This window comes from Idiomarina sp. UBA4520 (assembly GCF_002388365.1).
Classification (GTDB): Bacteria; Pseudomonadota; Gammaproteobacteria; order Enterobacterales; family Alteromonadaceae; genus Idiomarina; species Idiomarina zobellii.
Map to the genome: position 1 here is coordinate 1 of NZ_DGMK01000004.1, position 26,142 is coordinate 26,142.

Below are 26,142 nucleotides of genomic sequence, written 5' to 3' on the forward strand. Positions count from 1 at the left end.
CTTCGCTGGGCAAACAAAAAAGCCCGCTAAAAAGCGGGCTTCATAGTCATATCAGTAATCATCTCACCTGACGTGGAACGTCAGGCTACCTGTACTCACCGATACTCTTCAATGCTCGGGCATGAGCACATCAGGTTACGGTCACCGAAAACGTCGTCTACGCGGTTAACGGTTGGCCAGAACTTGTCGTAGCCAACGGCTTCAACCGGGTAGGTTGCCGTTTTTCTATCGTATGGGCGGTTCCATTCTGCATCGGTAATGTCGGCCAGTGTATGCGGTGCATTAACCAGCGGGTTGTTGTCTTTTGGCCATTCACCGGCGGCTACTTTCTCGGCTTCGGCTTTAATGCTTACCAAAGCTTCAATAAAGCGGTCCAGCTCAGCTTTAGACTCAGACTCGGTCGGCTCAACCATAATGGTACCCGCTACCGGGAAGCTCATGGTTGGCGAGTGGAAGCCATAGTCTTGCAGGCGCTTAGCCACATCAATTTCGGCAATGCCGGCGGCGTCTTTCATTGGACGCAAGTCGATAATGCACTCGTGAGCGACACGGTTGTTGCGACCACGATACAGAATTTTGAAGTGCTTGCTCAGCTTCTCGGCAACGTAGTTGGCGTTCAAAATAGCGGTTTCTGACGCTTCACGTAAACCGCGTCCGCCCATCATGGCAATGTACATCCATGAAATGGTCAGAATGCTGGCACTGCCAAACTGCGCAGCAGATACCGCGCCATTACCTGCTTTAGGGCCTTCGATATTAATCACCGAGTGGTTCGGCAGAAACTCAGCTAAGTGCTGCTTCACACCAATAGGACCCATACCCGGGCCACCGCCACCGTGCGGAATACAGAAGGTTTTGTGCAGGTTCAGGTGCGATACGTCAGAGCCAATGTAACCCGGTGAGGTTACGCCAACCTGTGCGTTCATGTTGGCACCGTCCATGTAAACCTGACCACCGTAGCTGTGTACAATGTCGCAAATTTCCTTGATGCCTTCTTCGTACACACCGTGGGTAGACGGGTAAGTCACCATAATGCACGACAGGTTATCGCCCGCTTCTTCTGCTTTGGCTTTTAAGTCGTCCATGTCTACGTTGCCGTTCTTGTCGCAGTCGACAACAACAACTTTCATGTTGATCATTTGCGCTGACGCCGGGTTAGTACCGTGCGCAGAGCTTGGAATTAAGCAGATATTGCGGTGCCCTTCGTTGCGACTCTCATGGTACTTCTGAATAGCCAGCAAACCTGCGTATTCGCCTTGCGCACCCGAGTTCGGTTGCATAGACATGGCGTCATAACCGGTAATATCCAATAGCCACTCAGACAAGGTGCCGACCAATTCTTGGTAGCCTTGTGCCTGTTCTACCGGGCAGAACGGATGCAACTGACCAAACTCAGGCCAGGTCACCGGAATCATTTCAGCGGTCGCATTCAATTTCATGGTGCACGAGCCCAATGAAATCATGGAATGGTTCAGCGCTAAGTCTTTGTTTTCCAGCTTTTTAATGTAACGCAGCATTTCGGTTTCTGAGTGATACTCGTTGAATACCGGGTGCTGTAAGTAGTCTGACTGACGTACCAACGCCGCAGGAATCGACTCGACATCTCCGCCGGCAACACGGCTGTCCAGTACGTCAACGTCCAGACCATGATTCTCACCAAACAACACGTTAAACAGCGTTTCAACATCGTCACGCGTTTTCGCTTCATCTAAGCTAACGCCAAATACGCCCTCGCCGTCCACGCGCAGGTTAATACCTGCAGCTTTAGAGCGCGCTAACACGTCGGTCGCATTGTCTTTCATTTCGAACGTCAGGGTGTCAAACCAATGGCTGTTGACCAGCTTCACGCCTTTGTCCTGCATACCTAAGGCAACAATGTCAGTCAGGCGGTGAATGCGGTTGGCAATACGGCGCAAGCCTTGTGGACCGTGATACACGGCATAAAAAGACGCCATGTTCGCCAGCAGTACTTGCGCGGTACAGATGTTTGAATTGGCTTTTTCACGGCGTATGTGCTGCTCTCGAGTCTGCATAGCCATACGCAACGCAGGGCGTCCGCGAGAGTCTTTAGAAACACCAATAATACGACCAGGCAATGAACGCTTAAACTTGTCGCGAGTGGCAAAAAACGCTGCATGAGGACCACCGTAGCCCATCGGCACGCCGAAACGCTGTGCGTTACCGAACACCATGTCTGCGCCCATTTCGCCCGGCGACTTAAGCATTAACAAGCTCATTAAGTCAGAAGCAACGGCAACAATGGCTTTTTTCTCCTGCAACTCACCAATCAATTGTTCGATGTTGTGCAACTGGCCTTGTTTGTCAGGGTATTGCAGTAATGCACCAAATACATCATGGTCGGACGCTTCGCGTGCAGGACCAACGATGATTTCAAAGCCGTAATACTCGGCACGGGTTTTCACTACGTCGATGGTTTGCGGGTAAACATTGTCCGCAATAAAGAACGCATTGGCTTTTTTATTCTTCGACACGCGCTTGGCCATAGCCATAGCTTCCGCTGCAGCCGTTGCTTCATCCAGTAAAGACGCACTGGCTAAATCCAGGCCAGTTAAGTCCATGGTCATTTGCTGGAAGTTCAGCAACGCTTCTAAACGGCCCTGCGCAATTTCCGGCTGATACGGGGTATATGCGGTATACCAACCTGGGTTTTCCAACACGTTACGTAAAATAACGTTCGGTACAACGGTGTCGTAATAACCCATACCAATGTACGAGGTGAAAATTTCGTTTTTCTGAGCAATGGTTTTCAGGCGAGCTAACGCCTCGCGTTCCGTTTGCGGCTCACCAACTTGCAAGAACGGTTCACGCAATATTGCGCCAGGCACCGTGTCTTTGGTTAAAGCTTCTAAAGAATCCACACCCAGTTCTGCCAACATGGCTTTTTGCTCTTCAGCACTTGGGCCAATGTGGCGACCGATGAACTCATCGTGGTGTTCTAATTGCGTCAGGGTAGTACTGCTCATTTAACTCAGCCTCGTACATTTATCGATAGTAAGAAACAACGAACCCCGGTTAATTTCCGGGGCTCAGGACGCTTAGTCATTGGTACAAAGTCCAATGGCTTAGTCTTCGTCTATTGAAGCCTCGTAAGCGTTTGCGTCCAATAAATTTTCCAGTTCACTGCTGTCGTCCGCTTTAATACGGAACAACCAGCCGTCGCCATAAGAGTCGTTGTTGACCGTTTCAGGCGCGTCTTCTAAGTCTTCGTTAATAGCAACAATTTCGCCCGTCATTGGTGCGTAAATGTCTGATGCCGCTTTTACAGATTCAGCAACAGCAATGTCGTCGCCCGTTTCAACTTTGTCACCAACGTCTGGCAACTCAACGAAAACCATGTCTCCTAACAGCTCTTGCGCGTGTTCAGAGATGCCAACGGTAAAGGTGCCATCACCTTCGTCGCGCACCCACTCGTGAGTTGATGCGTATTTCAGATCGGCTGGAATATTGCTCATAATGACTTCCTGTAGTTCAAAATCGTTTATTGTGATGAAACAGAATTATAAAACAGATTGACCGTTTCGCACGAAGCCCGGTTTGACGACCTTCACCGGTACTTGTTTCTTACGCATTTCAACGTCTGCGGTATCACCCACTGAAGCAGGAACACGCGCCATTGCGACCGAGAAACCAAGTGTAGGCGAGAATGTACCAGAAGTGATGATACCTTCGCCACCCTCAACGGTCACTTTTTGACCGTGACGAAGTACACCCTTCTCTTCCATCACTAAGCCTACCAACTTATCGTGACCTTCCGCTTTTTTCTGCTCTAATGCTTTGCGACCAATAAAGTCTCGGTCTGCCGGTTCGAATGCGACGCTCCAGCCCATATTAGCTTCCAGCGGTGTGATATTCTCGTCCATATCCTGACCATACAGGTTCATGCCGGCTTCTAAGCGCAGAGTATCACGTGCGCCCAGTCCACAAGGAGCAACGTCCGCTTCTAGCAACTGGTTCCACAATGATTCCAATTGGCTTGCCGGTACGACAATTTCGTAGCCTTTTTCGCCGGTGTAACCGGTGGTAGCAATGAAGTAATCGCCAACGTCTTTACCCACAAAAGGCTTCATGCCGTCAATTTCAGCGTATTGTTCGCTTGAAAGTACTTTCTGAATTTTCTCTGCCGCGTTAGGACCTTGCAGCGCAAGCATGCCCATATCGTCACGCTCTTTCGTGGTGACATCAAAATCGGCAGCGACTTTTTCAATCCATGCTAAGTCACGGTCACGAGTGGCTGAGTTCACCACCACGCGATAAGACGTTTCTGAAAAGTGGTACACGATAAGGTCATCAATAACGCCGCCGTTTTCGTTCAGCATGCTGGTGTATTGTGCCTTGCCTTCAGTTTTTAGTTTAGCCACGTCGTTGGCCAGCAAGTAGCGCAAAAACGCCTGAGCCTGAGGGCCTTCAACGTCAACGATGGTCATGTGCGACACATCGAAAACACCGCAGTCTCGGCGTACAGCATGGTGCTCTTCAATCTGTGAGCCATAGTTCAACGGCATATCCCAGCCGTGAAAGTCGACCATTTTGGCACCGGCTTTTACGTGTGCATCGTACAGTGGCGTTTTGCTACCCATAACGCGTTCCTTATCTGTTCACTTTATGTGCGTGTTTATGGGCGCAAATTATAGGCGTGATTCACTTAAACTTAAAATCAATAATGCTTATAATGGTATTAATTTTTTAAATATTGAATACTGAGTTTATAAAGTGAGCCAATGAAACATTTATCCTTAGAGGCCCTGCGTAGTTTCAGTGCTGTTATAGAGCTAGGCAGCATGACTCTTGCCGGCGAGCGCATGGGTCGTTCCCAGCCTGCTATCAGTCTGCAATTGAAAAAGCTCGAACAGCAACTCGGCGTCGAGCTTTTAACCCGAGAAGGCAATGGCTTTGCTCTAACCCCCGACGGCGATGTGCTATTTGATTACGCACAGAGAATGTTGGCGTTGAATGATCAAGCCTGGGCACAGTTCGAACCTCAACAAGTCAGTGGGAAAGTTCGGTTGGGTATTACCAGCGAGTTCGCCTCAAGCCTGTTACCCAAAGTTCTGGGCCAGTTTGCCCAGGTGTACCCGCAGGTCACATTGCAAGTAACCTCTGCGCTAAGTAAAGACTTACTGTCAGGGCTGGGGCAACAGTTCGATATTATTCTGGCACTGCGCGAGCAAACCAATAAAAGCGACGTGTTAATTCAGCGCGAAGAGTTAGTTTGGGTAGGGTCTTCGGCGTTAATAGAGCAAACCAGTCTACCGTTGGTTGTCGCACCGGAAGGCTGTATTTACCGGCGTCGTGCCGAGCAAAGTTTACAGCGCATACGCCAGCCTTATCGAATTACCTACACCAACACAGACTTTTCCGGGCTGACAGCGGCGTTAAACAGCGGGCTTGGCTTAACTGTGCTGGCGAAAAGCACGGTGCCTGACAATGTATCTATTATTGACACACTCGCTAACGGGCAAAGTTTACCAACGCCGGGCTCTGTTAATGTCATTATGCGGCTGGCAGGTGGTGCTTCCAGTGCCGCTTCGCAACTGGCAGATTACTTAAAAGCGAGAATTTAGCCGCGCTCAACAACCACGTCTACAGGTTCTTTTAAGTAGGCGTTGCCATGGCGGCGGAGGCTGGCTTTTAATTCTTCCTCGGAATTAAGGCCGGTGTCAGTGTGCCCGTCCTGGTAATGCACAGCAAAGGGCTGGTTGAATGGCCTTGACCGCACAACGTCATACAACTCTTTTAGTGTGTAGCAGGTGGTTGCCTGGGTGGTATTCACTTGGTTACTGGACATAACTCACCTCGTTCATCGAGTCGGTACAGGTTTATCCAGTCGTGCTGGAACAGTTGATTAAAGTCACTAGCGCCTGCCAGTGCTTTTTGAATGATGTCTTCGGTAGCTTCAACAATAACTTGCAAGCGCATAGGTCGGTGCACAAAGTCTTTTCCGTCGTGCACCGATTGCCAGGCTATGCCTTGCCGCAAGTCGCCGCCGTTACCCTCAAACACGCCAATGTCGTTAGCCACACGGTTATGCAGTAGCTTGTTGCCGCTGCCTAACTGTTTCGGGTCAGTGACAGAGCAGTAGTACTGCCAGTTTATCCAGTTAGCGACCAGGCCCGGTGCGCTAAATAATTGACTCAACAAAGCACCGTTCAGGTCATTGTTGCTGTAGTAATCATGCAAAAAGTTGCTGCCTGAGGTGTCGGCGGATGCTAAACGTTCAGAGCGCCCGAAGAATAATATATTGTTGTCAGCAAGCCCCCACTCCGGACGTAGTTCAGCCCAGTGACTGGAGCGCTTTTTACGGGCTTTAAACGGTTCGCTGCTGTTATTTGCAAGTGACTCACTGGCGGCATTAAAGGTTCGTTTTACCTCTCCCGGCACGGCATCGGAAAGCCAGACAATGCGGTCTGTTACCGTTTCATGCAGGGCTGAATAGAACCTCGTTTTCGCTGGAATATCGAAGCCTCGCTCACGTAAATGCTCGCGAATAGTGGTGTCATTGAGCAAACCTGTTAACACACGAGCACTCAAAGCGCCTGTCTGGCCACCGCACGCACCACAGTTAAGACCGGCACGCTGCGCGTTATTGCTGTGGTGCGAACCGTGCCCAACCAATACGACATGCTGACCAAATGCCTGAAATTGCATACCGGCTAAGGCTTGTTCACAAATAGCAACTAATGCGTCGGTCGACACCTCTCCATCGTCGTTACACACCGTCGCTTTGGCATATGCATCGGCGGTTGCTATCTTGCCGGGCACACCCGTCAATAAAGACTTGAGTTTACTTAAACCCAGGGCTTCAACCCCACTAAACATAGACACCGGTGTGTTAAATAAATTTGCCAGCAGCGACGTCACGCTTTGCTTTTGTTCCGGTGCTTGTATGTAATAAGACGGCTGCAGCAATCCCGGTACATGCGGGGTGCTGCCACTTCTGGTTTTTAACGCCAGTGGCACACCGAAAAATCCGGCAAAACCTTTGGTCTGAGTGTTTATGCTAAGCGCCTGCCCCGCTTTTTCCAGCGCTCGGCGGTAACGCTCTGAGCGCACATCAATACAAAAGACCGCCTGAATTTCAGGTGCTTTTGACGGCTTAGCATCCTCTGCGCTGGTAAATTTGAGACGAGTCACCTGCGAGCGTTCGTATGCGCCCTGCCACTTCCAAAGGAGTTCGTTGTATTGTTGAGCGTATCCCACCCAGCCTAAGCAATGCTCAAGCTGTTCGTTGAAGCTGCTTTTTAACTGCTCATGCACGGATGTATTCGTACGCTCAGCCAAGTGCCACAGCAGATACTCCCAGGCTAAACGAATACACAGCAGATCAAACACCCACTGGCTGTCCTGACGAGCGTCCTGATAGGAAAGTGCAGCCGCCCAACCCCACAAGTCACTGATAAGCGCCTGGCAATAACACTGCAACGCATAATCGGATGCGTCAGTCAGAAAACTCGCCTGACATACTTTAATTAGCTCGTGAGGGTCATCGGGAAGTTCCGCAAACAGCTCGTTAAGGTCAGCCTCGTCCATCAGCGTTTCGATACCACGGTCAGCACGCGAAATGGCCAGCCAGTGACTGTATAAAGAGCTGTCGCTGCCCTCTTCCTGAAAGCGCTTGGGGAACTGCATAAACAAGCCACAAGTCTGGCTAATTTGCAGAACAACCTCTTCGTTCCAGCGCATTTTACGGCTGCGCTGTTGATATTTATCGACTAGACGACTGAGGTTCTGCCACTGCGGGATGGGCGTGATAATACTAACGCGCTGTTGCAGTTGCTCGACCATTTTGTCGGTCACGTGCTGTTTGTCTATGTCATTCTGTTGCCACTTTTGCCAATAAAATTCAGGGCTCATCAGTAAGCGGCTGCCGGCGCTGTATCGCCAGTGCGCAGCAACGTCCTCTACCGGTTTATTGCGGTACTGCCAGAATGGGTTCACGGCTATCCATTGAGATAGCGGCCACTGAGGAGCAACAGACTGGCTCACTTGCTCAGCTCTGGACACAAAACGGCTGACTGAAATCATGATAGCCCCTCTTTTTTACTGCGGCGCTGATAATACTCAATGGGGTGACTTGGCCATAGCCACAGCACAAAGCGAGTAAGCCACTCGTCCAAGTACAAACCAGCGTTCAGGGTAATAAACCAACGTTGACTTAAGCTGTGCGACGGCGTGTGGTGCACCAGCCAATAGGTAAAAGCAAATGCGTTGAAAAGTAGCGCAATAAAAGGCTCCAGCCAGACGCTAGTAAGCTGTTGAGGCTCTATTATTTGTTGCGCCAGCGCGCCAAGAACAAGATATGTCGCGATAGTAAGCACTGACACTCCGAGTCGCAGTAGCGGTTGATAAAGGTTCATCCATATTGTGGTAAGCGCCATGGCGAGTAATGCTGACGGCAGCCATTTTGGATCGTTAAGCCACCACCAACACGCCGCTGCGACTATGACCTGAAACGCGATAAAGATGATACCGACACGCCATAATGAGCGAGCTTGTGGCTGTTTTATTATGGCCACTTCGCTGACAGACAGAAATGCGTGCGCTTTGTAGACCGAGTGTGCGATTAAATGCAGTAATGCTAAGTCATAATAGCCCAGACCAATTTCCAGCAGCATGAGTCCCATTTGTGCGCAGGTAGACCAGGCTAAACGGACTTTGATGCTAATGCGTGTAGCCATAATAAGAGCCGCGAAACAGCAGGATGCGGCAGAAACTATGCAGAGTAACCAAACTGCGGGGGCGCTATTGCTCCAAATGGGGGTTGTTGTGAGTAGCAAAAAACCACCAAGGTTAATGATACCGGCGTGCAGTAACGCGGATACCGGTGTCGGCGCTTCTACCACTTGAATGAGCCAACCATGCAATGGCAGCTGGGCGCATTTTATAAGTGCTGCCATGACCAGACAAAGCCCCGCAATGTGTTGAATCAGCTCGGGCGCTGCGTTGGTTGCGGTGACGCTTTGTAAAATGGTGTCGAGTTGCAAACTGCCGGTGTGCAGGTACATAAGTAACAACCCGGTGCCGAGAAAGGACTCCGAACAGCGAGCCAAAATGAATTTTTTATGCGCGGCAAGCACAGCGCGGTCACGTTCTGGATAGAACATCAGCAGGCTGTGCAATTGGAGACTGATTGCCATCCAGGCGGCGAAGAAGACGATGATGTTATTGCTAACAATAAGGATAAGAACAGCAGACAAGCAGCCAATAAGTTTGGTGATAAAAGCACGCCGGCGCGGATCGAGTCTGAAGTTGGTTCTGGCATAGTTGGTGACCACTAGGGCTAACACACCAACCAGTACAAGTAGCACCGGGCGTATGCCTGAAACTGTGAGCCATTCTGTCAATAACACGTCGTTGGTACCTCGTTTGGAGGGTTTTATGTTGTAACGAATTATCGACGGTTTATTGATGTTAAGTAAAATAGATATATATTATTATTTCGTTCTGTTTTTATGAATGATGGTTTGCGATATGAACTACAAACATTTGTTTTATTTTTGGCACGTGGCGGAAAGCGGTCACTTGACGCAAACGGCGCAAAAGCTGCATGTGTCGCAGTCGGCGTTATCGGCGCAAATTAAGCAGTTAGAAGAGTGGTTTGGTACCCCCTTGTTTGAGCGTCAGGGCCGCCAGCTAGTGCTGACTGAGGCCGGTTATATTGCACGCCAATACGCCAGTCGGATTTTTCACGAAGGCGAAAGTCTGATAAAGCAGTTGAAGCATGGTCAGACCGGTGATGATGTGGTCATTCGTATTGGTCATGCATCGACGATGTCGCGCAACTTCGTTGAAGCCTTTATTAATGATTTAGTGCATCAGCAGAAGGTAAATTACCGATTGCACTCGATGACACCCGACCAGTTGTTTAATGAATTGGCGAATCATCAAATCGATATTGCGTTAGCAAATACGAACGTGCGGGGCAGTGACAAACAACTTTGGCAAAGTCGGTTATTAGCCCGGCAGCCGGTGTCGGTTATTGGTCCTGTCGGCCGGGATATTGAACGGCTAACGTCAGAGGCTTTGGTGGGGCAAAATTGGGTGCTTCCTCCTGAAAATATGCCACTTCGCTCAGCATTTGACATGCTCAGTGCGGAGTACAATTGGCAGCCTCGAGTGCTTGCGGAAGCTGATGATATGGCGATGCTGCGTCTGCTTGCCCGTGACACCGGCGCCTTGGCGGTCATTCCAGACGTTGTTGTACGCGACGAGCTGACTGGCGGTCAGCTGAAGCGCTACCTGACGTTACCTAACGTCTTCGAGCACTTCTACGCTATTACCCTCAAACGCCCCTTCGAACACCCCATGGTCGCTCAACTGCTGCAGCGATTTGGGTGATTCGAAGGGCACTCCTTACCCAAAGTGTTTGCGGGCGTTGCGGAACATGCGCATCCATGGGCTGTCTTCGCCCCACTCGTCGGGGTGCCAGCTGTTGGCGACGGTGCGGAAGACTCGTTCAGGGTGCGGCATCATGGCGGTAACGCGACCGTCTTCGCTGGTGACTGCGGTGATACCTTGTGGTGACCCATTCGGGTTTGCCGGATATTGCTCGGCAACTTCGCCCCAGTTGTCGATGTAACGCAGTGCAACCTGAGCGTTTTGCTCTAACTGGCTTTGTTGCTGTGCATTAGCAAACTCGGCGCGCCCTTCACCGTGTGACACGGCAATTGGCATACGAGAACCGGCCATGTCACCAAGGAACACCGACGCAGATTTTTGTACTTCCACCAAGCTGAAGCGCGCTTCAAAACGTTCGCTGCGATTGGTGACAAAGCGTGGCCAGTGGTCGGTACCCGGAATGAGTGACTTTAACGTCGACAACATTTGGCAGCCGTTACATACGCCCAGCGCTAGCGTGTCGTTACGCCCAAAGAAGGCTTCAAACTGTTCGCGAGCACGGTCATTAAACAGAATAGACTTCGCCCAACCCTCACCGGCGCCTAACACGTCACCGTATGAGAAGCCGCCGCAAGCTGCCAGTGCCTGCATGTCTTCTAACGACACACGACCAGCCAAAATGTCACTCATGTGAACATCAACGGCTTCGAAGCCGGCCCGGTCAAACGCAGCGGCCATTTCATAATGCGAGTTCACACCCTGCTCTCGCAGAATCGCAACTTTAGGCGCTACACCTTTGGCAATATAAGGCGCCGCAATGTCTTCAGAAGGATCAAAGGTTACATCAGCCTGTAACCCGGGGTTATCAGCACGCTGTTTCAGACGGAACTCTTCATCGGCACACACAGGGTTGTCACGCAGACGCTGCATTTGATGCGTAGTCTCAGCCCACACCGTGCGCCAGTGCGTGCGACTTTGTGCCAGTACTTTCTGACCGTCGCGGGTAAAGACAATAGCGTCTTCATTGGTTGGCTCACCAATGCGTTTTACACAGTCGCCTAAACCGGCTGCTGTATAGGCATCCATAACGTTCTGATACTGCTCGTCGCTCACTTGAATAACCGCGCCCAGCTCTTCGTTAAAGAGTGCTGCCAGGTTATCCGTACTTGAATCATCAGAGCTCAGCTCGTCGAGAGTGACATTCACACCACAATTACCGGCAAATGCCATTTCAGCCACAGTGCCAAACAAACCGCCGTCGGAACGGTCGTGGTAAGCCAATAACCGTCCTTCGGTCACCAACTGCTGCGTGGTGTTGAAAAACGCTTTGAATAAATCAGTGTCGTCGAGATCTGGCGTCTCTTTACCCAGTTGCTGATAAACTTGCGCCAATGCCGAGCCGCCCAGACGGTTCTTGCCACGACCTAAATCAATTAGCACCAGATGCGACTGACCTTTGTCGGTGCGCAACTGCGGCGTTAATGTTGCGCGAATATCATTGACGCGGCCAAAGGCTGTAATAATTAAGCTTAACGGTGCGGTAACGGCTTTGTCTTCGCCGTTTTCCTGCCACTGGGTTTTCATCGACATTGAGTCTTTACCCACCGGAATGGTAATGCCCAGTTCAGGACACAACTCTTCACCCACCGCTTTTACAGCTTCGTATAACCCGGCGTCTTCACCTGGGTGACCCGCTGCTGACATCCAGTTCGCCGACAACTTAATGCGTTTCAAGTCGCCGATGTCAGCCGCAGCAATGTTGGTTAATGATTCAGCCACCGCCATACGTGCTGAAGCGCCGAAGTTCAATAAGGCCAGCGGTGTGCGTTCGCCCATGGCCATGGCTTCACCGTGGTAGCTGTCATAACTGGCTGCGGTTACCGCAACGTCCGCTACCGGAATTTGCCACGGGCCTACCATTTGGTCACGAGCGACCAAGCCAGTAACACTGCGGTCACCAATGGTAATTAAGAAGGTTTTCTCAGCAATAGTCGGTAATCGCAGCAGGCGGTCTGCAGCGTCATTAATATCGACACCTTCCAAATGTAAATCGACACCGTTAGCTTGTTTAGTCTCGACGTCGCGATGCATTTTCGGCGGCTTGCCGAGTAGAATATCCAGCGACAGGTCGATAGGTTGATTTGAGAACTTAGCGTCATTGAGCAGCACAGTGAGCTCTTCGGTGGCTTCGCCTATAACCGCATATTCAGCGCGTTCACGTTCACAAATGGCTTCAAAACGCGCAAGGTTTTCCGGCGCAATGGCAATAACGTAACGCTCTTGTGACTCGTTACACCAAATTTCCAGTGGCGTCATACCCGGCTCGTCGTTCGGAATATCACGCAGCTCAAACTTACCGCCACGACCGCCGTCGCTGACCAGCTCAGGCATAGCGTTCGACAAACCACCAGCGCCCACATCATGAATAAACGCGATAGGGTTTTCTGCGCCTAGCTGCCAGCATCGGTCAATAACCTCCTGGCAACGGCGTTCCATTTCCGGATTTTCACGCTGAACGGAAGCAAAGTCTAAGTCTTCGGTCGACTCACCTGATGCCATTGAAGAAGCTGCGCCACCGCCCAAGCCAATGTTCATTGCCGGGCCGCCTAGCACGACTAACTTAGCACCTACCGGAATGTCGCCTTTTTGGACGTGCGCTTCACGGATGTTACCCATACCACCGGCTATCATGATGGGCTTGTGGTAACCGCGCATTTCCCGGCCATTATGGCTGTCGACGGTTTGTTCGTAGGTACGGAAATAACCTGTCAGAGCCGGACGACCAAATTCATTGTTAAACGCAGCCCCGCCCAGCGGGCCTTCCAGCATGATATCTAACGCAGAGACAATACGCGCCGGCTTACCGTAGTTTTCTTCCCACGGCTGTTTAAAGCCAGGAATGTTCAGGTTAGAAACACTAAAACCAACAAGCCCTGCTTTAGGTTTCGAGCCTACGCCGGTAGCGCCCTCGTCACGAATTTCACCACCAGAGCCTGTTGCGGCACCCGGGTAAGGAGAAATAGCTGTTGGGTGGTTGTGCGTTTCCACTTTCATGAGAATGTGCACCGGTTCGTGGCTGTAGCCATAACTCATGCTATCCGGCTGCGGATAAAAACGACCGGCTTCGTGACCTTCCATAACCGCAGCATTGTCTTTGTATGCTGAGAGTACGTAGTCCGGTGTCGTTTCGAAGGTGTTTTTAATCATTTTGAACAGCGATTTCGGCTGTTCTTTACCGTCGATAGTCCAGTCGGCATTGAAAATTTTGTGACGGCAATGCTCTGAGTTTGCCTGAGCAAACATATAAAGCTCGATGTCGTTTGGGTTACGCTCAAGCTTTTCAAAATTCTCGACAAGGTAATCAATTTCGTCGTCGGCTAATGCCAGGCCTAAGTTGATGTTGGCTTGCGCTAAGGCTTCGCGACCGCCCGCTAAAATATCCACTGATGACAGCGGTTGCGGTTCTTGCGTGCGGAATAACTGGGATGCGTCATCCATGTCGTACAGCACGCTTTCAGTCATGCGGTCGTGTAACAATGCCGCGGCTTGTTTCAGCTGCGTCGCAGACAGATCGCCTTTTAGATAGTACGCTGTGCCGCGTTCGACTCTGTGGATGCTTTTTAAACCGCAGTTGTGAGCAATGTCGGTGGCTTTGGAAGCCCAGGGGGAGATAGTGCCTATACGCGGAGTAACCAGAATGAGCGCGCCTTCTGGCTCATGCGCCGGTAGTTCCGGACCGTATTTAAGCAGTTGCACCAGGACCGAGCGATGCTCTTCGGTTAGGTCGTTGTGCAAATCAACGAAGTGTTGATACTCGGCGTAGAGCTCTTCAACCGGTAAACCGGCCTGTTTCAGTTGCTCGAGTTGCTTCGTTGTTTTAAAGGCTGATAAGGCTGGTGCACCGCGGTAGATTTCCACAAGCAAGGTCTCCAAAGCTGGGCGATTTTTGCTGGCGGATTATACAGTAAAATACCGGGGGTTGCACCTCGTTACTCGACCTTAGGTCGGCCTTCTTTTTGAACAATACGGAACCATTTTTCACGACGTTCAATGATGCGCTGGCGACGCTTGCGGATAACGGCGCGACGGCGGGAGTTGTTTTCTCGTCTGAGGCGGTTGGCTCGCATAGACTTAGGCCTTTATTGCGTTGAAAGACCTTTTCAGCTTACCTTGCCGCCCCAGTTTTTTGCAATAATTTTATGCAGACGGTTTCTTAATAACTAAGGTACCCGCCATAATGTCATGTAAACCTTGCTTTTTATCGGTGAAAGCTATCATGATGAAACCAATCATCAGAATAAGCGCTGACACAATTTTCCCCCAATAACGACCATTGGCGCGGCCGAAGCCAATTTGCTGGCCATTCAGGTCGGTGACTTGTAAGCCCAGAATTTTCTTGCCTGGTGTTGCCATCCAACCGGAGATTTCGAAAATAGTGAAGTACAGCCATTGGCCAATAATGCCGATAGCGTAACCGATGCCGCCAGCGATCATTTCAATATCGCCCATGGGTGAGCCAGCTGCGCCCATAAAGATACCCACGAAAATACCAATAATAACGCCAATAATGGTTAAACCTAGCTGTGTGATAATCGTGTCTATAATAGCTGCCGCTAAGCGCAGCCAGAAACCACCGTGATTAAATTCCATTTGTTGCTCCATATTGTTAATTTTGCGTTAAGATGCCTTGAATTGACGTTCAAGTCAATACGCTTGCGTCGTATAGGCTAATATGGAAAGATCCGCCGCCAACAAAGGAAAGGATGTGTTATGAACGAGCTCGACAGTGATGTTTGGTACGTTATTCGGACGAAACCTAAACAGGAAGAACGCGCTGCATTAAATCTTGAAAACCAGGGTTTTGAAGTATTTGCGCCTAAGTTAACGGTGAAAAAAATTCGCCGCGGCGTTCGCACGTCGGTTGTTGAGCCTATGTTCCCGAATTATTTATTTGTGAAGCTAGACGATATTATCGAGCAGTTTTACAAAATACGCAGTACCTATGGTGTGGCTGGCGTCTTGAGGTTTGGTAACAATATTCCCAAAATTCCACAGCAGTGGGTCGATGAAATGAAAGGCGTTGACGAACTGACCGATGAACAAGCCCCGAAAGTGGGTGACAGCGTCGAAATTCAGCAAGGGCCGTTCCGTGGCTTCCTTGCCAAAATTGTTCAGCTTGACGGCGAGTCACGATGCTTCGTCATGCTCGAGTGGATGCAAAAAGAAGTTAAAGCCAACTTCAGTTACAAAGAGCTTCAGTTTAAGTAACGCTTTTGCGTCGCACCAACCAAGCTATTGGAGCCAATAACAGTAACCAGGCGGCATTACCGCCGCTACTTCCTGACGAAGCTTCTGTAACGGTGAAGCTGGTTGTTGCGGTTTCGCTGTTCCCTTCGGTGTCGCTTGCGGTCAGTCGGTATTCATAATCGCCGGTTGACAGACTACCTAATGACGCGGAGACAGTATCACCTTCATAATTGACGTTAGAAACACTGCTTTCACTACCGTCACTGTTTAGCCTAACGACCTCAATGCTGGATGCATCTAAGTTTCCGTCAGCATCAGTCACAGTTGCAGTTAGCGACACAGTCTGTCCAGCGATAGTATTGCTTGCGCGGAAGCTTCGTATAGTGGGCGCTATGGCTCTTGGTTCCACTGTCAAAGACACATTAATGCTGCCACTCCCGTCGCTAAAGTTCACTTGTAGTGGTACGGACAACGCCTGGTCGACGGCCGGTGTTTCACCAGTTAATTGAATACGACGCTCGCCTTCAACGGCCGGATCAATTTCTGCTGCGGTAAAGTTTTGAATAACGCCGTCGGTGTCGTCCACCGTAATAGCAACGTCCTCAGGTACATTATAAACGCTAATCGCAGAGTCCAGCGTCATGACCTCTCCAACACGCTCACCCTGACTAATAAATGCTTGTGCGGCGCCACCTGTCATGCTTTCAGGATCAATCCATAAACCGCTGGACACGGAGAAGTCCGGCGCCTCAGTATTCACTACTTTTAACGGCAGATGATATGGGTTGTGAACATTGTCTTTGTCCAGGCCGGCACTAATATCAGCCAGTGACTCTTTAAGGGTTACTGTCATTGTTCGAGTAGTGCCTGAGCCGGTTACTTCCCAGCTGAACCATTCAGCCGCATTGTCGATGCCTATTTGCTGACTGACGTCGGTGCCGCTGGCTGTTATCGGCAGAGCCAACTGAAGAGAGGCGTTGGTAGTGGTTTCATCAGACAACTCGATAGTAACCTGCGCCTGATCACCGGCTTCAACCAGACTGAGAACATTATTATTCAATAAGAGATAATTAGCCGCTGCGTCGGTGTAGTCACCACTAAAGCTGGCATTGCTGACAAAGCGCCAGCGGGCTGTGTCAGGATTGATTTGCTCGACGGCAATAACGCACAAGTTGTCAAAACCACCACCGGCTGGGGTCACAGCCCCATTGGTGTTAATTGCCTGATTAGACGCCGTATCAAGAAGTTGTTGCCGAGATAACCCAGCGATATCTCCGCACGCATTGGCATAAATTGCATAGTTGTCCGCACCCTCAACTCTTGGCCACGTCAGCGTAACTTCATCGTTCCCTGAACGAGTAGCTTGCATACCCGCTAAATTCGTTCTTGAGCTGTTATTCGACCAAATAACACTGCTACGTTGGGCAGCCAGGCTGGCATTCGCAGCATCTGTTTCGACCTCTGCTTTGCCCAGTGGCAGGCCGACTTTGGAATCAACTAAGTTCGGGTTTGAAAACGCAGGCTCACTATAACAATCGCCTGAAACAGAGTTCTTTCGGCAAATGCTTTCGTAAGCCATTGTAGTGAAGAAACCTTCATCAGTATTAATATAACCGTAAGGTATATGGAAATCTTCTGCGGGCACATCAGACTTGGTTTCAGGGTCAGCTAGCGTGAACCTGTCATGTCGCAAACCAAAATTGTGCCCAACTTCATGTGCAACAGTTCCGCTCCCCATGCACTCTATAGCGGTATAACCGGCGTTTGAGCCACCACTGACATAATTCACTTTATTGTCACTGGTATTAAACTCGGAGGCTCTAAACGCAATGCCACAAAGGTCGGGGTTTTCAGCACCGACAAAATGCACCACATCGGCTTTGTAGCGATCAACCAGTCGTATCACGCGCTGATTATTAATCAGCTCATCCAGTATTGTTTCTGGGTTTTCATTAGGAAAGCTTGTTGTACTGTCAGGTCTGAAAGGTTCCAAGCCTGCTATCGTCATGGTGACAGGTAGATTTGAGCGCTCGAAGATACTATTACTAAATTCAACTGCACTTTGAATGGATAAGTCTAGGTCATACTCATTTTCTTCGGCGTACCCTAGCAGCCGGTCATCATAGATAAACAAAACATCGAGTGAGTTATCAAATAACTGAACCTCATCCGCTGGAGCGGCCGATTTTTTGGTGGAGTAAGACTTCTGAGGCAGGGCTTGTGCCTTCACGCTCATTGGAGTCTTTCTCTCAATTCGAGGTTGCTTAGGCTCTGCCGGCGATAAGCTGGTGGTTTCTACTACCGTTTTACCCTTTACCGTGCGAATAATCACGGAGCCCGCCTTTGGGTGAGTGATTGAAATAAGCTGGTTCTCACCTCGTTTGTGCATAAAGCCAAGGTGTTGCGTGTCGCCGCTGCTGGTTTCAAAGGTCAGACGATAGCTATTTTGTGAAGAAAGTCGTTCCGCAAGCGTCGCTTCAATAGACTCGCCGTTGACATCCAACTGGATAGTATCCCCCAAGCTTTGAGCCCAGGTAAATATTGGTGTTAGAGCGACGATTACCGCAGCAGCTATTTTTTTCATTAAAGTCGGCCTTGTTCGTCTAAATACTTAAGGGTGTCGTAAAACCGGCGAATGTTACCAACGTAAGTGACAGGCTCGTCGCCTCGCGCGAAACCAAACCGTGTTTGTCGATAAAATTGCTTCTGACGCAATAAAGGCAAACGCTTTTTCACGTCGACCCAGCGGTCTGGATTGCCGCCCTGCTTTTCGGTCAGAATGCGTGCATCTTCCAAATGCCCGAAGCCAATATTATACGCGGCTAATGCAAACCAGGTACGGTCTGGCTGAGGAATTCTATCAGGCACCCGCTCTAACATACGCTCTAAATAACGTGCTCCACCGCGAATACTCTGCTCCGCATTCAAGCGACTTTTCACGCCCATCGCTTTTGCTGTCGGTAGTGTTAGCATCATCATGCCACGCACGCCGGTTGGTGACACCGCCCGCGGATTCCACAAAGACTCTTGATAAGAAATAGCAGCCAGTAAGCGCCAGTCCAGAGTGCCTGAGTGCTCTCTAAATAAACTTTTGTATTTCGGCAGTATGGTATCTACTGCCTCTATAAATAGGCTAGTCGTTACATAGTTAAACTGTTTTACGTGCCCAAAATGCTGCTCTTTAATGTGTGCCAACCGGCCACTACTGCGAATTTCCCCAAAGTATTCAATAACGGCTGCATACAGAGAGTCATCATTGCTTTGTGGTAACGCCCAGCCAATGTCCTGGTCGTGTTTAACCGTAAATGCCACGCTCAAATCCGGATGAAAGCGCCGCTGAATATCTAGCGCCGTGCTGTCCGTAATGGTGTAATCAATTTCTTCATTGATAACCATACGTAATAATTCAACGGCATCATGGTCTGACGTTGCACGCCACTTTAGCGTGGGAATGCTGTCCCCTAAGCTTTTCAAAAACTCATGGTGCGAACTGCCTTCTACCACCACAATTTCACCGTCTGTAATTTGTTGTAAGTCTCGCGGACGCTGACGAGATCCCTGTTTGAACACTACTTTTTGGCTAATAACGTCGTAAGGGGGACTAAAACGAAACAACTGTGCCCGCGTCGACGTTCTATCGATACCCGCAGCTACAATATCGACTTCCCCGCGTCGCAACATAGTAAATAAGTCATTTATGTCGAACCGCGGCACCATTTCCAGTTCGACGCCTAAACGATCAGCAAAGCGTTTCGCTAAATCATACTCAAAGCCCTGCTCCCGATCATGGTCGAAATAATAACTGGTTGGATTCATCAAGGTTCCAACTCGAAGCACCTGACGTTCCTGCACAACCGTCATGGCATCCGGTCGGGTTTGGGGGGTACAGGCCGTCAATGTTGTGACGGCCAGAAACAAGGTTACTAAAAAATAAACTGCAGACTTCGGCATATTAGAGTGATTCCAGCGCCCAATTCACGTAAAGCTCCGTACCTGTTTTCAGCGCGTCTTCGTCCGCATAAAAGTAAGGCGAATGGTTGCTGGGCTCTTTGCTCATGTCTCGCTCAGGTGGTGTTACTCCCAAGAAGACAAACATCCCGGGCACTTCCAGTGCGTAGTAAGAGAAGTCTTCTGCGCCTGTCACTAAAGGCACTTCTTTGACTTTGTCTGCGCCAGCTACAGCTTTCGTTACCGGAAGCATCTGCTCTACGAGGTCGTCATCATTACTCGTTACCGGATAGCCTAGGTCAACATGTACATGGGCTTCAGCGCCATTAGCCTCCGCTGTTTTCTCAGCAGTGTGCTTTAACTTCGCGTGAATATCACTGCGAATGTCCATGTCGAAGTTACGGATAGTACCAATAAGCGTCACATCGTCGGGAATAATGTTGTTACGAACGCCGCCTTCGACAATACCAAACGACAGCACCGCAGGCGCTTTGGTAATGTTCGTTTGGCGACTAATAATGGTCTGTGCGTTATTGATGATTTGCGCAGAAGTTACGATTGGATCAACACCGCCCCATGGAGTTGAGCCATGAGTTTGTTTACCTTTCACCGTAATTTCAAATTTATCAGACGAAGCCATTAATGGCCCCTTACGATAACCCACATGACTGGTCGGAAAGCCAGCCCAAACGTGAATTCCGAACACTTTCTCCGGTTTGTTTTCAGCAATAAGGTCGCCAAACAAACCTTCTTTTAGCATCAGTTCTGCTCCGCCTTCTTCACCTTCTGGTGCGCCTTCTTCTGCTGGTTGGAAGATAAACATAACGTTACCTTCCAACTGGTCTTTCATTTCTGCCAGTTTGGTCGCTGCGCCCATAAGCATGGCAACGTGAGTATCATGGCCACAGGCATGCATAACGCCAACCTCTTTGCCCCGGTATTCAGAGGTAACTGTCGACTTGAACGGCACATCGGTTTTTTCTGTTACCGGCAAAGCGTCCATGTCGGCACGAAGTGCGACAGTGGGTCCTGATTTACCACCTTTTAACAGTCCCACGACACCGGTATGAGCAACGCCTGTCGCCACTTCCATCCCCAATGACCGTAAGTGTTTTTCCACCATTTTGGCAGTTTCAAACTCCCGGTTACTCAATTCAGGGTTCGCATGGATATGACGGCGCCATTCAATGACTTGCTGCTCTAAGTCATTGCTGACAGTCACTGGCGACTGCTGCGCCATAGCCTGACTGGGGAGGCCAAAGGCTCCCAAAGTGGCGCTACTGGCCAACAGTACACTGATAGCAAGCTTTTTCATAAATGCTCTCCTGTGCTCCCAAATTGAACTCGTCAAACCGGGAGGAATTGTTGTTCTGGTACTGGCTAATATCCTGCGCTAAAATCGCCGCCATGACAACCGATGAAATTTATATGCAGCGAGCATTAGAGCTTGCCGAAAAAGCGCAACAAGCGGACGAAGTACCGGTTGGTGCGGTGCTGGTGCTAAACGACGAGATTATTGGCGAGGGCTATAATCAGGTTATTAGCCTATCTGATCCGTCCGCCCATGCAGAAGCACAAGCCATTCGTGCCGCTGGGCAGTCTATTGAAAACTATCGGCTAGTCGACTCCACTCTGTACGTCACCTTAGAACCCTGTGCCATGTGTGCCGGGCTCATTACTCATGCTCGGGTTAAGCGCTTAGTGTTTGGCGCCAGCGACCCACGAACGGGTGCGACTGGCACCGCCATTGAAGTGCTGAACCATGCGTCGATGAACCACAAAGTTGAGATTGAAAGCGGCGTATTAGCGGACGAATGTGGCGACATTTTGCGGCGTTTTTTCCGGGCGCGTCGTAAGTCGTCGACCAAGCCGGCCAGTTCTTAGCCAACTCACACTAAATAAAACCCGGACTACATCAGTAGCCCGGTTGCCGCATAAGCCAGAGTCGCGCCAACACCTGCAATTAAAGCGTACGGCAATTGTGTTCTGACGTGATCGATATGCTCAACGCCTGAGGCCATAGAGGCAATAATGGTGGTATCCGATATCGGCGATGCATGGTCGCCGAAAATACCTCCCGAAATGGCAGCGGCAATAAACGGCGCGGGCGGCAAACCGAGTGTCATTGCCAAAGGAATGGCTAGCGGCAACATTATGGCAAAGGTGCCCCAGCTGGAGCCTATGGAAAAACCGGTAATTGCCGACAGTACAAAAATAAGCGGTAACAGCATCCATAGCGACACCGAGCCGTCCAGAACAGACGCCAGGAACTCACCTGTGCCCAAGTCTCGTGTCAGTCCGCCAAGCGCTATCGACAACCATAAAATGACAGCCAACGGCAAAATATTCCAGGCACCTTTTAGTATGTACTCGACGATATCTTTAATGTTGACCGACTGCGTCAGCAAGGTACCGATACTCGCAATGCCCAATGCTATGTATATGGCGATAAAGACACTCAGCGTGCCGTCACCTTCAACCAAGACTCCGTTCCCGGTGATAAGCAACATAACCGGTACCATAACGACCAGGGAAATAAGGCTGGTCAGCACCACTGCGGTACCTTTGCCGAAAGTCGCTGTTTCGTCAGGGCCATCCCCCCACGGGTTTTTAGAGACTTGATCGGGCACGGCATTTTTCTCAAACGCTTTCATAGGACCAATATTCCAGTCGAATAAGGCCACGAACAACGCTAGCAAAACGGCAAATATGGCGTAGAAATTAAAAGCAATAGATTGAATAAACACCATGAGTGGCTGATCAACGCCCTGCTTTGAAATAAGCGTTAAGTTAAATGCTCCCCAGGCGTTCAGCGGAATAAGAATACAAATTGCTGCGCAGGTCGAGTCGACGATGTAAGCGAGTTTTTCACGAGAAATGCCCAGTCGATCATAAATAGGCCGTGAGGTAGTGCCTGAAATCATGATAGTCACGTTGGACTCAATGAAGACAATGACACCGAGAAACCAAGTCATAAAACGCGCTCGGCGCTTGCTTTCTATCCACTGCTTACTCTCAAGTTTGAGAACAAACTGTTTAAACGTACCGCCCTTTTCTAATACACCAAATAATGCACCAATACCCAGCGTAAAAAACCAAACCAGCATGTTGCCCGGGTCAATAAGTGTTTCCCAGGTACTGTCGAGTGTGCCATAGGCAATATTTGCCGGAGCAGGCCAGAACAGTAGAACATTCGCCAGAATAATGCCGCCAATAAGGGCTAGCAACACTTTTCGGGTAACAATGGCAAAGACAATTGCCAGCAGGGAAGGTAAAAGGCTCGTCCAGCTCAGTTCCATGTGGGTACGTTAGTTTGTGTTTGATATAGGGAGGTTAAAATAATAAACCGCCGCGGGCAATACCAGCGGCGGTTTATTCGGAGGTGTTAAACCTGTTTAGAACTTGTATTCAACACCTAAACGGACAGACCATAGTGACGGTGCGCCCGCACGAGCTTGTACGTTACTCACATCACGGAATGAGTTGTACTGGTATTGACCAGCATCATTGATCTCAACGTCAGCAATAGTGACTGCTCGAGGGAAGCTTGCTTCATAAAGCACACCCCAGTCGTCGTTAATCATGTTGCCTAAGTTTTCAATCACGAAGAATGCTGAAGCTTTATGTCCTTCCATGAAGCCAGGCAGTTCTTGCTCTAAGCGCAAGTCAACTTTCGTCCACCATTTACTGTTGAACTCGTTGCGTGGTGCAATACCACCAGCGTACTTGTTCAAGCCAGACTCTTCTAAGAACTCAAAGAAGTCAGCAGTCGCAAACGGCGTACCGTCGTCTGAACCAACAGCGAAGTTCGGATCATCGATACCGGTAGGAACATACAGCAAGCTACGTCCTTGATATGCAATATCACCAAACGCACCGTCAGTCATCGTGTAAGAGAACGGACGACCTTTGTTGCGAGTTGCAAATAGCGTAACGGTTGTATCATAGCCATCAAAGAACTCTTTAGTGTAGTTAGCTTTGAACGTAAAGCGATGTGGAATTTCATAGTTTGACGTTGCCACACCTGGGTTTTGAGCATTTGCGGTTGCCAGGTTAGTGTAGTTTGAGAACGACACTGAGCTAGTCATTGGGTTAACGTCTTCTGCTTTATTGTAAGCGTAACCTAATGTCCAATCTAACCCGAAATCATGCGACTTGTTTAACGCTAAAGATAACGTAGTTTGAGAGCCTGAGTCACCATCCACATTTGTCAGCATAAAGTCGTCGCCTTGATCACGACCGTCAGTTGACATTTCATTGAAAATTGGACGGCCATCCGGCGCTGTATCAACTTGCTCAAGACCTAAGTTATAAATAACGGCTGCATCTTTCTTATCCGTATATAGGAAATCTGCCATCAAAATATAGTCATCAGGCAATGTGAAAGTTGCACCTAAAGCATATTTCCATTCTTTAGGTAGTTCGAAGTCAGGATCCATTGTATTAATCGGACCTTGGCCACCTGCATTAGCAACTTCATCAAACATTTCCTGAGGAATATCGTAAATTGGGTTTCCTTCACCAGTATGCGGCACATCGAACAATGACTGTCCTGAGAAGTCGCGGAATGCTTCGTATTGAGTCACACCGTTGTTCGAGTAGTTATTAGAAATCCAAACGTTCGGGTTACCACCTGAGTACAACCCAATACCACCACGTACTTCAATATCAGGATTCACGAACCAGTTAAAGCCAAAACGCGGCTGCAGTAAGTCCTGATCGCCCATGTTTTGCTGGTTTGAGAAACCATAAAGCTCTTCATTTAACGGGTTGTAAGTTGGGTAGTCATCACTTGTGTACCAGTCATAACGTAAACCGTAAGTGAACGTGATATCCATTGGCGCATAATAATACTCGTCCTGGATATAAGCGGTATTCACTGCATAAGCAAACTCAGCAGCAGCATCTTGTGGGTTGTTTGTACCTGCTGCACTTTCATAAATTGCTGCGTAAGGTGTTCCTGCCTCAAAGTCATCGATAGAACCAAAGCGATACTCACCTTCGGCTTCCTGCACGAACAAGTTGAAAACGTCGTACTCTTCACGCTCGATACCGGCAGAAATAACATGGTCACCTAGCAAGTACGTACCTTTCATTTTAAAGAAAGTGGTATCGTACTTCAGTTTGTTCGCGTGACGAGAGTCGTCAGCACCTAAGTAAACTGTTGCATCGTTCACACTAATTTGTACTTCACCAAAGTCGGTTCCGCCAAGAGGATTAACTCGTGCATCAAGCTCTGAGTAACCAACACGTACTTCACTTGAGAAGTTATCACTCCAGTCTGAATATAACTCACCGACATAGGAGGTAAACTTAGAACCACGCTCGTAGAAGTGATTAGAAAACTCAAGCTCATCTGAATCACCATCAGATTCAGCGATAGAGTAACCATCGTTATAGTTGTAAGTTAGTGAAGCACGGTGTGCGTCACTTATGTACCAATCTAACTTGGCCAGGAACTTTTCGTCTTCAACAGGCAGGCTAGACGGGAAGCCACCTGGATTATAGCCATAGATATCTTGAGCAATAGTCGCAATTCTCTCAACATCTGCAGTAGTAACTCCCGCCACCTCGGTAGCAGCGCCAGAGCCCTCTGCTCCGCGATCAAAAGTGTCTGAACCTTCGAGCTTTTCATAAGAGGTAAAGAAAAACAGTTTGTCTTCTAAAATTGCGCCACCAAGGTTGAAGCCATAACGCTTTTCACTGAAGTCACCAACGTTAATTTTGTCGCCTTCTAACTCGTCGCCCTGCAAAGAGTCATTCGTATAGTCATAGAACACACCGCCAAACATTTCGTTGTCACCAGACTTAGTTACAGCGTTAATGTTACAAGCAGTGAAACCGCCGTACTGAACATCGAATGGCGCAAATTCAACAGCGACTTGTTCAATCGCGTCATAAGAAAACGGCATACGTTCGGTCGGATAACCACTGCTGTTCAGACCGAAGTTATCATTCATGCGAACGCCATCAACAGTCAAACTGTTGAAGCGCGGATTAGCACCACCACACTGAATATCTCCAGCGTTGGTTTCATTAATATAGATACGTGGGTCAATGCGAACGACATCTTTTAAATCACGATTTGCTGAAGGTGCATTTTCTAAGTCTTGCAAGTTAAAGTTCGCTGCCGGACTGTTGCTACCGTATAGCGCGTTACTGGTCATAGAGCCTGTCACACTCAGGGTTTCCATGACTTCTTGTTCTAAACGCACATTCACATTCTGTGAGTCACCCAGGGTAAGGTAAACATCTTCAACAACTTGGTTTCTACCTTCAGGACCTTCTACAACAATAGTGTATGGACCGCCTACTGGCATACCACGTGATGAAAACGTTCCTTGTTCATTCGAGCGCAGCGTTTTCACACTGCCGGTACGTTCGTCACGAATTTGGACGGTAGCACCAGACACCATTTGCCCAGATTCCGTTGTGACCACACCACGGATGCTGGATGATGTTTCCTGAGCAATAGCAGCACCGCTAAGGCCCATAGCAATAGCAGCCGCAAGAGCTGTACGCTTGAAAGTAGAGTTAAACATAGTTTCGTTCTTCCCAGTTTTGTTTTGGTTTTTAGCACAAATAAGGGTA

The 26,142-nt window shown here is 49.3% G+C and carries 18 protein-coding genes; 4 read left to right on the top strand and 14 right to left on the bottom strand.

Annotation, left to right across the window (positions count from 1 at the left end; genetic code table 11):
• Window positions 1-95: 95 nt before the first annotated feature.
• From gcvP to gcvT, 3 genes are all read right to left on the bottom strand, one after another.
• A complete protein-coding gene (gene gcvP / locus B3850_RS01400; RefSeq protein WP_286873917.1) occupies window positions 96-2,984 on the bottom strand; it encodes an aminomethyl-transferring glycine dehydrogenase in 2,889 nt (962 codons plus the stop codon).
• Window positions 2,985-3,083: 99 nt separating this feature from the next.
• On the bottom strand, window positions 3,084-3,473 hold the full coding sequence (gene gcvH, locus B3850_RS01405; RefSeq protein ID WP_058576034.1) for a glycine cleavage system protein GcvH: 390 nt from the start codon (window positions 3,471-3,473) through the stop codon (window positions 3,084-3,086).
• 45 nt (window positions 3,474-3,518) lie between these two features.
• On the bottom strand, window positions 3,519-4,598 hold the full coding sequence (gcvT, locus tag B3850_RS01410; protein ID WP_286873922.1) for a glycine cleavage system aminomethyltransferase GcvT: 1,080 nt from the start codon (window positions 4,596-4,598) through the stop codon (window positions 3,519-3,521).
• A 141-nt stretch (window positions 4,599-4,739) separates the two neighbouring features.
• Here gcvT and B3850_RS01415 point away from each other — a divergent pair, with 141 nt between their 5' ends.
• Window positions 4,740-5,582, top strand: a complete 843-nt coding sequence (locus B3850_RS01415) for a LysR family transcriptional regulator (RefSeq protein WP_058576032.1) — start codon at window positions 4,740-4,742, stop codon at window positions 5,580-5,582.
• Here B3850_RS01415 and B3850_RS01420 read toward each other — a convergent pair.
• The 3 genes from B3850_RS01420 to B3850_RS01430 are packed head-to-tail and all read right to left on the bottom strand — an operon-like array spanning window position 5,579 to window position 9,368.
• Window positions 5,579-5,806, bottom strand: coding sequence for a hypothetical protein (locus tag B3850_RS01420; protein WP_286873925.1), 228 nt, complete (start codon window positions 5,804-5,806; stop codon window positions 5,579-5,581). The two genes, B3850_RS01415 and B3850_RS01420, sit on opposite strands and share 4 nt — an antisense overlap.
• Window positions 5,788-8,043, bottom strand: coding sequence for a putative inorganic carbon transporter subunit DabA (locus B3850_RS01425; protein ID WP_286911279.1), 2,256 nt, complete (start codon window positions 8,041-8,043; stop codon window positions 5,788-5,790). The genes B3850_RS01420 and B3850_RS01425 overlap by 19 nt, the downstream gene beginning before the upstream one ends.
• On the bottom strand, window positions 8,040-9,368 hold the full coding sequence (locus B3850_RS01430; protein WP_286911280.1) for an NADH-quinone oxidoreductase subunit L: 1,329 nt from the start codon (window positions 9,366-9,368) through the stop codon (window positions 8,040-8,042). Before B3850_RS01430 ends, B3850_RS01425 begins: the two co-directional genes overlap by 4 nt.
• A gap of 121 nt (window positions 9,369-9,489) precedes the next feature.
• On the opposite strand from B3850_RS01430, the gene B3850_RS01435 reads away from it, so the two are divergent.
• The gene (locus B3850_RS01435; protein ID WP_058576029.1) at window positions 9,490-10,356 is read left to right on the top strand and encodes a LysR family transcriptional regulator; all 867 of its coding nucleotides are present in this window, start codon (window positions 9,490-9,492) and stop codon (window positions 10,354-10,356) included.
• A gap of 15 nt (window positions 10,357-10,371) precedes the next feature.
• Here the strand turns inward: B3850_RS01435 and purL are convergent, their stop codons facing one another.
• The 3 genes from purL to B3850_RS01450 all read right to left on the bottom strand — a co-directional run bounded on the left by purL (window position 10,372) and on the right by B3850_RS01450 (window position 15,006).
• Window positions 10,372-14,274: a phosphoribosylformylglycinamidine synthase gene (gene purL / locus B3850_RS01440; protein WP_286911281.1), complete on the bottom strand. Its 3,903-nt coding sequence runs from the start codon at window positions 14,272-14,274 to the stop codon at window positions 10,372-10,374.
• A gap of 71 nt (window positions 14,275-14,345) precedes the next feature.
• Complete coding sequence (locus B3850_RS01445) at window positions 14,346-14,483, bottom strand: hypothetical protein (RefSeq protein WP_157980629.1); 138 nt, start codon at window positions 14,481-14,483, stop codon at window positions 14,346-14,348.
• A 70-nt stretch (window positions 14,484-14,553) separates the two neighbouring features.
• On the bottom strand, window positions 14,554-15,006 hold the full coding sequence (locus B3850_RS01450) for an RDD family protein (RefSeq protein ID WP_053954459.1): 453 nt from the start codon (window positions 15,004-15,006) through the stop codon (window positions 14,554-14,556).
• Between the two features lie 120 nt (window positions 15,007-15,126).
• Between B3850_RS01450 and rfaH the strand changes: the two genes are divergently transcribed.
• Entirely contained in the window at window positions 15,127-15,624 is a 498-nt protein-coding gene (rfaH, locus tag B3850_RS01455) for a transcription/translation regulatory transformer protein RfaH (RefSeq protein ID WP_053954460.1), read from the top strand.
• Here rfaH and B3850_RS01460 read toward each other — a convergent pair.
• The 3 genes from B3850_RS01460 to B3850_RS01470 are packed head-to-tail and all read right to left on the bottom strand — an operon-like array spanning window position 15,617 to window position 20,866.
• Window positions 15,617-18,187 (bottom strand): zinc-dependent metalloprotease family protein, encoded by a 2,571-nt coding sequence (locus B3850_RS01460; protein ID WP_286911283.1) that lies wholly within the window; start codon window positions 18,185-18,187, stop codon window positions 15,617-15,619. The two genes, rfaH and B3850_RS01460, sit on opposite strands and share 8 nt — an antisense overlap.
• Window positions 18,187-19,554 carry a membrane-bound lytic murein transglycosylase MltF gene (mltF, locus tag B3850_RS01465; RefSeq protein ID WP_286873946.1) on the bottom strand — a complete coding sequence of 456 codons (1,368 nt, stop codon included), beginning with the start codon at window positions 19,552-19,554 and terminating at the stop codon, window positions 18,187-18,189. Before mltF ends, B3850_RS01460 begins: the two co-directional genes overlap by 1 nt.
• A gap of 1 nt (window position 19,555) precedes the next feature.
• On the bottom strand, window positions 19,556-20,866 hold the full coding sequence (locus B3850_RS01470) for an amidohydrolase (protein WP_286873949.1): 1,311 nt from the start codon (window positions 20,864-20,866) through the stop codon (window positions 19,556-19,558).
• A gap of 92 nt (window positions 20,867-20,958) precedes the next feature.
• Here B3850_RS01470 and tadA point away from each other — a divergent pair, with 92 nt between their 5' ends.
• Window positions 20,959-21,435, top strand: coding sequence for a tRNA adenosine(34) deaminase TadA (gene tadA, locus B3850_RS01475; protein ID WP_273268614.1), 477 nt, complete (start codon window positions 20,959-20,961; stop codon window positions 21,433-21,435).
• Between the two features lie 26 nt (window positions 21,436-21,461).
• Here the strand turns inward: tadA and B3850_RS01480 are convergent, their stop codons facing one another.
• Entirely contained in the window at window positions 21,462-22,850 is a 1,389-nt protein-coding gene (locus tag B3850_RS01480; RefSeq protein ID WP_058576023.1) for a Na+/H+ antiporter NhaC family protein, read from the bottom strand.
• A gap of 96 nt (window positions 22,851-22,946) precedes the next feature.
• The gene (locus B3850_RS01485; RefSeq protein WP_058576152.1) at window positions 22,947-26,093 is read right to left on the bottom strand and encodes a TonB-dependent receptor; all 3,147 of its coding nucleotides are present in this window, start codon (window positions 26,091-26,093) and stop codon (window positions 22,947-22,949) included.
• Between the last annotated feature and the right edge of the window lie 49 nt (window positions 26,094-26,142).

Coding starts and splice junctions, on each gene's coding strand:
- gcvP (WP_286873917.1), bottom strand. CDS start 2,984: ATGAGCAGTACTACCCTGACGCAATTAGAACACCACGATGAGTTCATC.
- B3850_RS01435 (WP_058576029.1), top strand. CDS start 9,490: ATGAACTACAAACATTTGTTTTATTTTTGGCACGTGGCGGAAAGCGGT.
- gcvH (WP_058576034.1), bottom strand. CDS start 3,473: ATGAGCAATATTCCAGCCGATCTGAAATACGCATCAACTCACGAGTGG.
- B3850_RS01460 (WP_286911283.1), bottom strand. CDS start 18,187: ATGAAAAAAATAGCTGCTGCGGTAATCGTCGCTCTAACACCAATATTT.
- B3850_RS01450 (WP_053954459.1), bottom strand. CDS start 15,006: ATGGAATTTAATCACGGTGGTTTCTGGCTGCGCTTAGCGGCAGCTATT.
- tadA (WP_273268614.1), top strand. CDS start 20,959: ATGACAACCGATGAAATTTATATGCAGCGAGCATTAGAGCTTGCCGAA.
- B3850_RS01420 (WP_286873925.1), bottom strand. CDS start 5,806: ATGTCCAGTAACCAAGTGAATACCACCCAGGCAACCACCTGCTACACA.
- B3850_RS01415 (WP_058576032.1), top strand. CDS start 4,740: ATGAAACATTTATCCTTAGAGGCCCTGCGTAGTTTCAGTGCTGTTATA.
- gcvT (WP_286873922.1), bottom strand. CDS start 4,598: ATGGGTAGCAAAACGCCACTGTACGATGCACACGTAAAAGCCGGTGCC.
- mltF (WP_286873946.1), bottom strand. CDS start 19,554: ATGCCGAAGTCTGCAGTTTATTTTTTAGTAACCTTGTTTCTGGCCGTC.
- B3850_RS01425 (WP_286911279.1), bottom strand. CDS start 8,043: ATGATTTCAGTCAGCCGTTTTGTGTCCAGAGCTGAGCAAGTGAGCCAG.
- rfaH (WP_053954460.1), top strand. CDS start 15,127: ATGAACGAGCTCGACAGTGATGTTTGGTACGTTATTCGGACGAAACCT.
- B3850_RS01485 (WP_058576152.1), bottom strand. CDS start 26,093: ATGTTTAACTCTACTTTCAAGCGTACAGCTCTTGCGGCTGCTATTGCT.
- B3850_RS01470 (WP_286873949.1), bottom strand. CDS start 20,866: ATGAAAAAGCTTGCTATCAGTGTACTGTTGGCCAGTAGCGCCACTTTG.
- B3850_RS01480 (WP_058576023.1), bottom strand. CDS start 22,850: ATGGAACTGAGCTGGACGAGCCTTTTACCTTCCCTGCTGGCAATTGTC.
- B3850_RS01445 (WP_157980629.1), bottom strand. CDS start 14,483: ATGCGAGCCAACCGCCTCAGACGAGAAAACAACTCCCGCCGTCGCGCC.